Genomic DNA, 11955 nt, shown 5'->3' on the forward strand with positions numbered 1-11955 from the left:
GTGTCAGGATTTTCGGTCATACTCGATTCATGCGCGCGTCCCGGCTGCTCACGGTGCTGCTCCTGCTGCAGAACCGTGGCCGGATGACGGCCGAAGAGCTGGCCGCCGAGCTGGAGGTCTCCGTCCGGACGGTCTACCGCGACATCGACGCGCTGTCGGCTTCCGGCGTGCCCGTCTACGCCGACCGCGGCCGCACCGGCGGCTACCAGCTGGTCGACGGCTATCGCACGCGGCTGACCGGGCTCACCGAGGAGGAGGCGCAGTCGCTTTCGCTGGCCGGCCTGCCCGTGGCCGCGGCGGAGCTGGGCCTCGGCACGGTGCTGGCGGCAGCGCAGCTCAAGCTGTATGCCGCGTTGCCGAAGGAGCTGCGCAGCCGCGCGGGTCGCGTCGCCGAGCGGTTCTACCTGGACGTGCCCGGGTGGCACCGCGGGATCGAGAGCCTGCCGGTGCTGTCCGCGGTCGCCGACGCCGTGTGGTCGAGCCACCGCGTCCGGATCCGCTACGAACGCTGGGGCCAACGCGAGGTCGAGCGCGTGCTGGAGCCGCTCGGCCTGATTCTCAAGGCGGGAAACTGGTACCTTGCCGGCCGGTGCGAGGGGTCCGATCGCACGTACCGGATTTCCCGGATCCTCGAGCTGACGGACCTCGGCGAGGCTTTCGAGCGACCGGCGGATTTCGACCTGCCTCGTTACTGGCAGGAGTGGTCGGAGCAGTTCGAGCGGCGCATGTACCCGCGGCTCGCGACCGTGCGCCTGTCGCCGCGGGCGCAGGGTCTGCTGCCGTTCTACGCGGGCAGCGTGGGGGCGCGGGCGCTGCGCGAGGCCCTGGACGGCGGCGCGGTCGCCGATGAGGAAGGCTGGCTCACGATGCGGCTGCCGGTCGAGCCGGGTGAACCCGCGATCGGCGAGCTGCTGCGGTTCGGGCCGCACCTGGAGGTGCTCGAGCCAGCGGACCTGCGGGCGCAGCTCGCGGAGGCGATCAGGGAGATGGGCGCGACCTATGGGTGAGCTGGACGGGGTGCGGATCGGCGTCACGGCCGAGCGCCGCGCCGAGGACCTCATCTCCGCACTGCTCCGCTACGGCGCGCAGGTGCGCCACGCGCCGACGATCACCATCGTGCCCCTCGCCGAAGACCCCGAGCTGCGGCTCAGCACCGAAGCCGTGCTCGCCGCGCCGGTTGCTTTCACGGCCGTCACGACCGGTGCCGGCTTCCGCGGCTGGCTTGCCGCCGCCGACGGCTGGGGCCTCAAGAACGACCTGCTCACGACGCTGGGCTCGTCGCGGATCTTCGCGCGCGGCCCGAAAGCCGTGGGCGCGGTGCGGGGAGCGGGGCTGCGCGAGGAGTTCTCGGCGCCGGGGGAGAGCAACGCCGAGCTGTTCGCCGCGCTGGTGTCCGCGGGTGTGGTCGATTCCCGCGTTGCCGTCCAGCTGCACGGCGCTCCACTGCCGGAGTTCACCGGGCAGCTGGTCGGCGCCGAGGTGGTCGCGGTGCAGCCCTACCGTTGGCACTCACCCGCCGACACTGCCCCGGTCCTCTCCCTGGCACATGACATCCAGGCGGGCGAAGTCGACGCCCTCGTTTTCACCAGCGCCCCGGCCGCCACCAACTTCCTCACCCTGACCGCCGGCACCGGCGCCCTCGACGTGGTGCGCGCGGGCCGGATCAAGACCTTCTGCGTGGGCCCGGTGACGGCGGCCCCGCTCGAAGCGCAGGGCATTCCGACGTGCCAACCGGACCGGCAACGGCTCGGTGCTTTGGTGAAGCTGGTGGTCTCGACGTTGGGGAGGGCTTGATGGGTGAGTTCAGGGGTTCGTTCGCGGTGCCGCTGGACGACGAACGCACTCAGCTCGAGGCGTTCATCGAGGAATACCGCGTGGGCATCGAGATGACGCTCGACGGGCTCACCGAGGAGCAGGCCCGCCGTCGGCTCGTGGCGTCGGCCACGACGCCGCTCGGGCTGCTCAAGCACGTCACCTGGATGCAGCGGGTGTGGTTCGAGGAATGCGTCGGTGGGACGTCCCGCGGTGAGCTCGGGCTGGTGCGGAGTCCGGACGAGTCGTTCCGGCTCGCCGACGACGACACCGTCGCCTCGGTCACGGCGGCCTACCGGGAAGCCTGCGCCACGGCCCGGACGGTGGTCGCGGATCTGGCGCTGGACGCCGTCGTGACCGGCCACCGGTCCGGCCCGCGCACCGTTCGCTGGGTGTACCTGCAGGTGCTGCGGGAGCTGGCCCACCACTGCGGCCACGCCGACATCCTGCGCGAACAGATCCTGGCCGTCTGAGCTCAGGAAGCCACAGCTCAGGAAATTGCAGCCACGCGCTCGCGCCCGACCGCTTCCTCACTGAGGCCGTGGCGCCAGTAGCCGGTGAAACAGATCGTGTCCTTGTCGAAGCCGCGCTCGCGCACGAGGTGCCGGCGGACGTGCTTCACGACGTTGGCCTCGCCCGAAACCCAGGCGTACGGCGCGCCACCGGGCAGGTTCGCGGCGCGCACGGCATCGAGCAGGGCTTCGCCGTGGGGCCGGGTGCCGCGCACGACCCAGTGCAGCTCGACGCCACCGGCCGTGTCGAACGTCTGGCGTTCGGCGCGGTCCGGGATCTCGACGTAGATCGAAGCCCGTGTCGACCGCGGCAGGTTCTCCACGATCGCGCCGATCGCGGGCAGCGCCGTCTCGTCGCCGACCAGCAGCTGCCACTCGGCGGTTTCCGGCACCTCGTACAGGCTGTGCGGCCCCACGAACGCGACCCGGTCGCCCTCCGCCGCCTGCGCGGCCCACGCCGAGGCCGGGCCCAGGGTGTCGTCGTGGAGCACGAAGTCGATGTCCACCTCGCCGAGCGCGGGCCGGAACGCGCGCACGGTGTAGGTGCGCATCGGCGGCCGGACCTCGTCGGGCATCGCGAGGTAGGACTGGTACCAGGACACCACGTCGCCGCTCGTCGGCGGGGGCGGCAGCTGCGGCTCGTCCTGACCGTCGAGCGGGAAGAACACCTTCAGGTAAGCGTCGGGTCCGAAGCCTTCGGTCGCGGCGAGCGTGGCGCAGTCGAACGTGACCCTGGCCATGTGCGGGGTGACCCGCCGGACCGCGGTGACCCGGCCGCGGTGCGCAGTCAGCAATGCCATTAGGCAAACCTAACCTAAGTGGCGGGGTTAAAACAGACCTTCGGGTTCCTCCTCCTGCGGCAGCCCGTCGGGACGCCAGCGGTACTCGCGCAGGTTCACGCGCTGGCCGTCGGCGAGCACGCCTTCCGCGCGCAGGAGTTCGAGCTGTCGGTGGGCCAGATGCGGCGCCGGAGTGCCGTTGGCGCGCAGGATCCGCTGCCACGGCAGGTCGTGCCCGTCTTCAGCGAGCACGCGCCCGACGAGCCGGGGTGAAGGAGCGCCGCTGAGTGCGGCGATGTCACCGTACGTCGCCACCGTGCCCGCCGGCACGTCGCTGATCACAGCCCGGATCCGTTCGTGAAGTTCGTCGTCCACCCGAGCACTGTGCCGCACGCCACCGACAGTTTCGACCGCCGGTCGCGCAACTGCGTGCCGGTGCGCCACCCGTGCGTGTCAGCGTGCTTCCATCGTAGGCGTGAACGGGCGGAGAACGGCGCAGGGCAGGGCGCGGCTCGTGCGCCCGCCCGCCGTCGGCGCACCCACGTTCACCTGGGACGCAGGCGCGCGCCGGCTGCTGTCCGCACCCGCCGGGTTCCTCCGCGTGCTCGGCGGGCCCGGCACCGGCAAGACGACCTTGCTCGCCACCGCGGCCGCGCGCCGCATCGCCGACGGCGCCGACCCGGAGAGTGTGCTCGTGCTCACCGCTTCACGCCGCGCGGCCGACGCGCTGCGGGCCGACATCACGCGCCGCCTCACGGCCGATCCCGAGCAGTCGTCGGTGTTGCCGCGCACGGTGAGTGAACCGCTCGTGCGCACGGTGCACTCCTACGCGTTTTCGCTGCTTCGCCTCGAAGCCCGCGCCGAAGAGCTGCCGCCGCCACGGTTGCTGGCCGGCGCGGAGCAGGACGTCGTCGTGCGCGACCTGCTGCAGGGCGATCTAGAGATCGGCGCCCCCGACTGGCCCGACCAGCTCCGTCCGGCCCTGCTCGTGCCGGGCTTCGCCGAGGAGCTGCGCGACCTGCTGATGCGCGCGGCCGAGCGAGGGCTCGGTCCCGAGGACCTCGTGGCGCTCGGCCACCGCAAGGACCGCGAGGAGTGGGTGGCGGCTGGGCATTTCTGGGCGCAGTACGAGGAGGTCACGCAGCTGCAGGGCGCGGGCGGCAATGCGCTCGGCGTCCGCAGCGCGCCCGCGCTCGACGCCGCCGAGCTGGTCACCTCCGCCCTGCTCGCTCTCGAAGACGACGAGGAGCTGCGCGAGCGCGAACGCGGCCGCGTGCGGCACCTGTTCGTGGACGACGCCCACCACCTCGACCCGCTGCAGGTCCAGCTGATCCGCCAGATCGGCCAGACCGCGGCCGAGTTCGTGGTGGCCGGTGACCCCGACCAGTCCGTGTTCTCCTTCCGCGGAGCCGATCCCCGGCTGTTTGCCGACGCGGACTCTGACGGCGACCGCACGGTCACGCTCACCACCTCCCACCGGCTCGCCCCGGCCGTGCGCGAGGCCGTGACGAAGCTCGGCGCCACGCTGCCGGGCGCGTCGCAACACCGGAAACTCGTTTCTCCCCCGGGAAAACGCGGGGGCAAAGTCCGCGTTCGGCTGATGCCGACGCCGGCCGCCGAGGCGAGCTGGATCGCCGACCAGCTGCGCCGCGCCCACCTCATCGACGGTGTGCCGTGGTCCGAGATGTCGGTGCTCGTGCGCTCGCCCGCGCGGACTTTCCTGGTGCTGCAACGAGCTTTGCGCGCGGCCGGGGTGCCGATCGGCTCGGCGACGCAAGAGCTGCCGCTGGCCAAGCACTCCGCCGTCCGGCCGCTGCTGGCCGTGCTGCGGATCGCGGCCCAACCGGAGCTGCTCGACGTCGACCTCGCCGAAATGCTGCTGTCCTCGACGCTGGGCGGGGCCGACCCGCTCGCGTTGCGCCGGGTCCGCCGCGGCCTGCGCCGGCTCGAGCTGGCCGGCGGCGGCCAGCGCTCCAGCGACGAGCTGCTCGTGGAAGCCCTGCGCGGCGGCGACATCCTGGTCGGGCTCGCCGACGCCGAGGCGACGCCGGTGCGGCGCGTCGGCAAGCTGCTGAGCGTCACGCACCAGGCGGTCGCTCGCGGTGAAGGCGTGGAACAAGTGCTGTGGGAGCTGTGGGAGGCCAGTGGCCTGCAGGAACGGCTGCTGCGGTTCGTCGACCGCGGCGGCTCGCTCGGTGCGCAGGCCGACCGTGACCTCGACGCCGTGGTCGCGTTGTTCGACGCCGCCGGTCGTTATGTCGACCGGCTGCCGCGCGCGAGCGTCGCGTCGTTCGCCGACTACCTGTCGTCGCAGAACATCGCGGGGGACACGCTGGCGCCCGCCGCGATCCCGGGCGAGGGCGTGTCGCTGCTGACCGCGCACGCGGCCGCGGGTCGCGAGTGGACGGTCGTGGCCGTGGCGGGCGTGCAGGAAGGTGCGTGGCCGGACCTGCGCCTGCGCGGCTCCGTGCTCGGTGTGGAACGGCTCGTCGACCTGCTGTCGGGAGTAGACGACGGCGACAAGGTCTCCGCCATCGCCCCGATCCTCGCCGAGGAGCGGCGCCTGTTCTACGTCGCCGCCGCCCGCGCACGCCGGACGTTGCTGGTCACGGCCGTGGCGGGCGAGGACGAGCAGCCGTCCCGCTTCCTCGACGACCTGGAAGAGAACGGCGCCGACGACGGCGCGCTCGACTCCCGCATGAAGCCACCCGGCCGTTCGCTGGTGCTGGCCGAGCTCGTCGGCGAGCTGCGCGAGGTCGTGTGCGACGACAAGGCCGACCCCGAACGTCGTGCCCGCGCGGCGAAGCAGCTCGCACGGCTGGCCGACGCCGGCGTGCCCGGCGCGCACCCCAGCACGTGGTACGGCCTGCTGCCGTCTTCCACCGACGAACCGGTGCACAAACCCGGTGACCTCATGCGGATCTCACCGTCCACAGTGGAAATTCTGGTGAAGTGCCCGCTGCGCTGGCTCGTCGAACGCCACGGCGGCAGCGACCCCGCGCAGCTCGCCGCGGTCACGGGAACGCTGGTGCACGGCCTCGCGCAGGCCGTCGCGGGCGGGCGCACCGAAGACCAGATCCAGGCCGCGCTCGACGACGCGTGGGTGCGCGTGGACGCCGGCGCACCGTGGTTCTCCCGGCGCGAGCGCAACCGCGTGGAGCAGATGCTACGCAATTTCGTCGCGTGGCTGGAGGGCAGCCGTAAGGAGCTGATCGAGGCGGGTGTCGAGCAGGACATCGAGGTCGAGCTGCCGATGGGCGACGACGAGGTGCGCGTGATGCTGCGCGGCCGCGTCGATCGCGTGGAGCTGGACAAGGACGGCCGCCCGGTGATCGTGGACATCAAGACCGGCAAGGTGCCCGTGTCCAGCGCCGACGCCGAGCAGCACCCGCAGCTCGCCGCGTACCAGCTCGCCGTGCTGCTCGGCGCGATCGAGGGCAAGAACACCCCGGGTGGTGCGCGGTTGGTCTACGTCGCGAAGACCAACAACAAGACCGGCGCCACGCAACGCGACCAGCCGCCGCTCGACGACGACGGCGGCCGGCAGTGGCTCGACCTCGTGCGTTCCGCGGCGGCCGCCGCGGCCGGGCCCGGCTACCAAGCCCACGAGAACCCCGACTGCGACCGCTGTCCCGCCCGCAGCTGCTGCCCGCTGCGGCCCGAGGGCAGGCAGGTGACCGGCCCGTGAGCTTGCGGCTCATCGCCAACCCGGTCGAGCCCGCGGAGATCGCCGACGCACTGGGCCTGCACCGCCCGACCCCCGAGCAGGCCACGGTCATCGCCTCGCCCGTGGAGCCGTCGCTGGTCGTCGCGGGCGCCGGTGCGGGCAAGACGGAGACGATGGCCGCGCGCGTGGTGTGGCTGGTGGCCAACGGGATCGTGAGCCCCGAACGCGTGCTGGGCCTGACGTTCACCCGCAAGGCCGCGCGCCAGCTCGGCGAGCGCGTGCGCGCCCGGCTGCGCCGCCTGGCCGGGTCCGGGCTGCTGGAGAAGCTCGACCCGTCGGGCGGGTTGCGCGCCACGGTCGTCGCCGGTGAGCCCACCGTGCTGACCTATCACGCCTACGCCGGGCGGCTGTTGTCGGAGCACGGCCTGCGGCTGCCGGTGCAGCCGGGCGTGCGGCTGCTTTCGGAGACGTCTTCGTGGCAGCTCGCGCACCGCGTGGTGTCCACTTGGGACGACGACCTCGACACCGACCGCGTGCCGTCCTCGGTCACGGCGCAGCTGCTCGCGCTGGCCGGGGAGCTCGGCGAGCACCTCGTGTCGACCGAACGGCTCGCCCAGTACACGACGTGGCTGTGCGAGGTGATCGAGAACGCTCCGCGCGCCAAGGGCCAGCGGACGGCGCTGCCGCAGAAGCTGCAGGAAGTGATGGCTGCGCAACGGTTCCGGCTCGCGCTGCTGCCGCTCGTCGAGGCCTACCACCGGCGCAAGCGGGCCGAGGGCGCGCTCGACTTCGCCGACCAGATGTCGCTCGCGGCGCAGCTGGCCGACGGCTACCCGGCCGTGATCACCGGTGAACGCGAGCGCTACGGCGCCGTGCTGCTCGACGAGTACCAGGACACCGGCCACGCGCAACGCGTGCTGCTGCGGTCGCTGTTCGGCGGGGGAGACCACGCGCCGATGCCGGTCACCGCCGTCGGCGACCCGGCGCAGGCCATCTACGGCTGGCGTGGCGCTTCGGCCGCCAACCTGCCGCGCTTCACCACCGACTTCCCGCGCCACGCCGAAGGGCGGCTCGCGCCCGCGCACGAGTTCGGCCTGCTCACGAGCTTCCGTAACCCGCCGCAGATCCTGGACCTGGCCAACGCCGTGGCCGAGCCGTTGCGGGCGCGCGGCCTCGGCGTCGAGCCACTGCGGGCGCGTGAGGGCGCCGGCCCGGCCGACATCGCCGTGGCACTGCTGCCGGATGTTCGAGCCGAACGCGAGTGGGTGGCCGACGCGCTGGCTCGGCGCTGGCTCGCCGAGAAAGAGGAGACGGGCAAGCCGCCGACGGCCGCCGTGCTGGTGCGCCGGCGCGCGGACATGGCGCCGATCGCGGCCGAGTTGCGGATGCGCGGGCTGCCGGTCGAGGTCGTCGGTCTCGGCGGGCTGCTCGACGAACCGGAGGTCGCCGACCTCGTCAGCACGCTGCGGGTGCTGGCCGACCCGCTCGCCGGCAGCGCGGCGGCCCGCCTGCTCACGGGCGCGCGCTGGCGGCTCGCGGCGGCGGACCTGGCCGCGCTGTGGCGGCGCGCGGGGGAGCTGTCTTCGCCCGTGCCACAGGCGGATTCCGAAGACGAACCCGTGCTGGTCACCGAACGCGCCGAGCAGGCCGGGCTCATCGACGCCGTCGACGAACCCGGCAAGCCCGAGCGCTACTCCGCGGACGGCTACCGGCGAATCCGGCGTATCGGCTCGGAGCTGGCGGCGTTGCGGCGGCGCCTCGACCAGTCGTTGCCCGAGCTGGTGGCCGACGTCGAACGCACGATGCTGCTCGACGTCGAGTCCCTCGCCCGGCCGGGCTCGGCCGGCCGCGCGCACCTCGACGCGTTCGCGGAGGTCGTCACCGATTACGCCGAGACCGCGCCGACCGCGACCCTTCTGTCCTTTGTGGACTACCTCAACACCGCTGCCCACGCCGAAGACGGCCTCACGCCCGGCGAGGTCGAGGTCGTGCCCGACCGCGTGCAGGTGCTCACCGTGCACTCCGCCAAGGGGCTGGAGTGGGAGGTCGTGGCCGTGCCGCACCTCGTCGCGGAGGTGTTCCCGAGCAAGCGCCGGTCCTCGTCGTGGCTGCGCACGGCGACGTCGCTGCCCGCGTTGCTGCGCGGCGACTCGGCCGACCTGCCTGAGCTGCGCGTTTCCGACGGCTTCGACCGCAAGGAGGTGCAGGAGGCCCTCGAACTGCACGAGGAGGGTTTCGTCGAGCGGGAGGCCGACGAGGAACGCCGGCTCTGCTACGTCGCGTTGACGCGGTCGGAACGCGCGCTGATCGTGTCCGGTCACTGGTGGAACGAAAGCAGCACGCGCGCGAAGGGACCGTCGGTGTTCCTCACGGAGATCGCCGACGTGCTGCGCGCGGCCGAACCGCCGATCGGCGTGCTCGACGCGTGGGCCGACGAGCCCGCCGAGGACGAGGAGAACCCGCTGGTCGCGGACTCCCGCAAGGCGAGCTGGCCCGTCGACCCGCTGGGCGACCGGCGGACCGGGGTGTCGACGGGCGTCGAGATGGTGTTCGCGGCGATGGCGGCGCTGCCCGAAGCACCCGAAGAGACAGAACCTGCGCCGGTGAAGGCCGAACCCGAGCAGCCGGAACTGTTCGACGTCGCCGAAGACGACGAGGTGCCGCTCCCGCCCGAACCCGACGAGTTCGACGAAGAACCTTACGCGGACGAAGAAACCTACGAGGAAGACGCCGAAGACGACGAAGACGAGGTCGACCCTGAAGACCCCGACGGCTGGGCCGCCGACACCGACGTGCTGCTCGCCGAACGCGCCCGCGCCCAGGCCACTGTGGACCGAGTCGTACTCCCCACCCAGCTTTCCGTGAGCCAGCTCGTGGAGCTCGCCGCCGACGCCGAAGCGCTCGCCCGGAAGCTACGACGCCCGCTTCCGTTGCCGCCCAACACCTTCGTCCGCCGCGGCACCGCGTTCCACACCTGGCTCGAACAGCGCTTCTCCGGCGAGGGCCTGCTGGAGATCGACGACCTGCCCGGCGCCGCCGACGTCGGCGAGGCCCCCGACTCCGATTTCGAAGTACTGCAAGAAGCCTTCGAACGCAGCGAGTGGGCCGAGCGCGTGCCGCTGGCCGTGGAGGTGCCGTTCTCGGCCGACGTCGAGGGCATCACCGTGCGCGGCCGGATGGACGCCGTCTACGCGGATCCCGACGGCGGCTGGACCGTGGTGGACTGGAAAACCGGCTCCGTCCCGTCAGCCGACCGCCTGCCCGCGCTGGCCGTGCAGCTCGGCGCGTACCGGCTCGCGTGGGCGGCGCTGAAGAACGTGCCGGTGGACCGCGTGCGCGCCGCGTTCCACTACGTCCGCCACGGGCACACGCTCAGCCCCGCCGACCTCCTGGACGCCGAAGGCCTGAGGGACCTGCTCCGCCGTGTCCCGCGCGAATGACTGTCCCGCGCGAATGACTCAGGCGTTGTCGCGAACCTTCAACGCCCACTTCACGAGCGGCCACTGTGCTGTCAACCGGAACCAGGCCGCCGCGCGCACCGGCGCCGCCAGCTTCTTGCGTTCGAAGTCCAGCGCCATCTTCACGTTGCCGGGGAACACGCCCACGAACAGCAGCGCCGCCGCGAGCCCGCCCAGCCGGCGGGTCCGGGGCAGCGCGATGGCCGCCGCCACGCCGAGCTCGGCGGCGCCCGAGACGTACGTCCACGCGCGACGCGAACCGGGGAGCTCCTCCGGTACCAGCGCGTCGTACTGCTTGGGGCGCAGGAAGTGCGTCAGGCCCGCGGAGGCGAGGAAACCGGCCAGCCAGTACGCGGGCCGTTGCGGCCTGCTCGAGTCGGACATGCGTCCAGCCTGCCACAACGTGATCAGCGCGACGGGTGTGCGGGCGATGACCTTCGGCTATCCTCCCCGCTGTGAGTGACGCCGAACACCCGCGGGGAGCCGGTGCATGAAAGCCTTGAAACGGCTGCCCTTGAACGTCCGGCTCAACGATCGCCCCGACCACGAGCTCGTCGGCGTGATCCGCATGCCGGAGTTCACCACGAGCCCGATGCGCTCGATCGTCAAGCGGATCATCGGCGCGCTGCTCGCCCTGCTGGCGACGGTGCTGATCGTGTTCGCCGACCGCGGCGGCTACCGCGACGTCAACGGCGACGGGGTGTCCTTCCTCGACGCGATCTACTACTCCACCGTCTCGCTCTCCACGACCGGCTACGGCGACATCGCGCCGGCCTCGGCCTCGGCGCGGCTCGTGAACGTCCTCATCATCACGCCTCTGCGCGTGCTCTTCCTCATCGTCCTCGTCGGGACCACGCTGGAGGTGCTCACGGAGCGCTCCCGGCAGGCATTCAAGATCCAGAAGTGGAGGACGAAGGTGCGTGACCACACCGTCGTCGTCGGATTCGGCACCAAGGGCCGCTCGGCCGTCAACGCGCTGCTCGGTGACGAGGACGTGCTGCCCAGCCGCATCGTCGTGGTCGACACCGACCAGCAGGCGCTGGAGGCGGCGAGCTCGATGGGCCTGGTGACCGTGCACGGTTCCGCGACCAGGGCCGACGTGTTGCGGGTGGCCGGCGTGCAGCACGCGAAGGCCGTGGTCGTTGCCCCGAACCGCGACGACACCGCCGTGCTGGTCACGCTCACCGCGCGCGAGCTGGCGCCGAAGTCGCACATCGTGGCGTCGGTGCGGGAGGCGGAGAACGTCCACCTGCTCAAGCAGTCGGGCGCGAACCAGGTCGTGGTCTCGAGCGAGACGGCCGGGCGCCTGCTGGGCATGGCGACGTCGACGCCGCTCGTGGTCGACATGGTCGAGGACCTCATCACGCCGGAGTCGGGGCTGGCGATCGCCGAGCGCGCCGTGGAGCCGTCCGAAGAGGGCGGTTCGCCGCGGCACCTGCCCGACATCGTGCTCGGCGTGGTCCGCGACGGCGTGCTCTACCGCGTCGACGCCCCGCAGGCCGATGCGATCGAACCGGGCGACCGGCTGCTGTACGTCAAGAAGGTCACCTCGGCCGACAAGGTCGAATCCTGATCCGTGACTTCCTGACCACTGGGTGACGGCCGATCGGCGGAGGGTGACGCCGATGGTCGGGACCTCACTGGGTTTTGCCCCGTGGATCTGGAACCATGGCGGCGTGCAGCTCTCCGACCTCACGAGCAAGACCTCAGTCCAGAGGTGGCTGCAG

At 72.2% G+C, this 11955-nt stretch carries 9 protein-coding genes; 6 read left to right on the forward strand and 3 right to left on the reverse strand.

All coding sequences use genetic code 11. The features are described from left to right. Positions 1-29 precede the first annotated feature (29 nt). From K1T34_RS24145 to K1T34_RS24155, 3 genes are read left to right on the forward strand one after another with little or no spacing between them, the layout of a single operon-like run. Positions 30-1007, forward strand: a complete 978-nt coding sequence (locus K1T34_RS24145; RefSeq protein WP_220246466.1) for a YafY family protein — start codon at positions 30-32, stop codon at positions 1005-1007. Beyond that, positions 1000-1794, forward strand: a complete 795-nt coding sequence (locus K1T34_RS24150; protein ID WP_220246467.1) for a uroporphyrinogen-III synthase — start codon at positions 1000-1002, stop codon at positions 1792-1794. Before K1T34_RS24145 ends, K1T34_RS24150 begins: the two co-directional genes overlap by 8 nt. Beyond that, entirely contained in the window at positions 1794-2285 is a 492-nt protein-coding gene (locus K1T34_RS24155) for a DinB family protein (RefSeq protein WP_220246468.1), read from the forward strand. The genes K1T34_RS24150 and K1T34_RS24155 overlap by 1 nt, the downstream gene beginning before the upstream one ends. A 17-nt stretch (positions 2286-2302) precedes the next feature. Here the strand turns inward: K1T34_RS24155 and K1T34_RS24160 are convergent, their stop codons facing one another. Next, positions 2303-3124, reverse strand: coding sequence for a siderophore-interacting protein (locus K1T34_RS24160; RefSeq protein WP_220246469.1), 822 nt, complete (start codon positions 3122-3124; stop codon positions 2303-2305). A 27-nt stretch (positions 3125-3151) separates the two neighbouring features. Continuing rightward, the gene (locus K1T34_RS24165; protein WP_220246470.1) at positions 3152-3478 is read right to left on the reverse strand and encodes an MGMT family protein; all 327 of its coding nucleotides are present in this window, start codon (positions 3476-3478) and stop codon (positions 3152-3154) included. 139 nt (positions 3479-3617) lie between these two features. Between K1T34_RS24165 and K1T34_RS24170 the strand changes: the two genes are divergently transcribed. Beyond that, positions 3618-6791: an ATP-dependent DNA helicase gene (locus K1T34_RS24170; RefSeq protein ID WP_220247380.1), complete on the forward strand. Its 3174-nt coding sequence runs from the start codon at positions 3618-3620 to the stop codon at positions 6789-6791. After that, positions 6788-10210, forward strand: a complete 3423-nt coding sequence (locus tag K1T34_RS24175; RefSeq protein WP_220246471.1) for an ATP-dependent DNA helicase — start codon at positions 6788-6790, stop codon at positions 10208-10210. The genes K1T34_RS24170 and K1T34_RS24175 overlap by 4 nt, the downstream gene beginning before the upstream one ends. A gap of 18 nt (positions 10211-10228) precedes the next feature. Here the strand turns inward: K1T34_RS24175 and K1T34_RS24180 are convergent, their stop codons facing one another. Then, a complete protein-coding gene (locus K1T34_RS24180; protein WP_220246472.1) occupies positions 10229-10612 on the reverse strand; it encodes a hypothetical protein in 384 nt (127 codons plus the stop codon). 106 nt (positions 10613-10718) lie between these two features. On the opposite strand from K1T34_RS24180, the gene K1T34_RS24185 reads away from it, so the two are divergent. Continuing rightward, complete coding sequence (locus tag K1T34_RS24185) at positions 10719-11801, forward strand: TrkA family potassium uptake protein (protein WP_220246473.1); 1083 nt, start codon at positions 10719-10721, stop codon at positions 11799-11801. Positions 11802-11955: the final 154 nt, after the last annotated feature.

This window comes from Amycolatopsis sp. DSM 110486, assembly GCF_019468465.1.
Lineage (GTDB): Bacteria > Actinomycetota > Actinomycetes > Mycobacteriales > Pseudonocardiaceae > Amycolatopsis.